Below are 205 nucleotides of genomic sequence, written 5' to 3'. Positions count from 1 at the left end.
AGAGGAATCGGATATGGGTAGGCTCAAAAGGCAGTCCCTGCCTCATAGGTTTTCTTTTACTTGGCTAACGCCAAAAGGTTCTTGCTGGCATTGATGTCTCGGTCCAGATACTCCCCGCAATTAGGGCACTCCCATTCCCGTATGTGGAGGGGTTTCTTGCCGTCACGGTGTCCACAGGCAGAACAAATCTGGCTGGATGGATAGA

Annotated in this window: 1 protein-coding gene; it reads right to left on the bottom strand. The window is 51.2% G+C overall.

From position 1 onward, the window contains the following. Positions 1-56: 56 nt before the first annotated feature. On the bottom strand, positions 57-205 hold a 149-nt coding region (locus ACYQ2O_RS13980), incomplete at its 5' end, for a zinc ribbon domain-containing protein (protein ID WP_459771526.1).

The sequence above is a fragment of the Alkalibacterium sp. m-11 genome (genome assembly GCF_054658155.1).
This window is presented reverse-complemented; position numbering and strand designations above follow the sequence as displayed.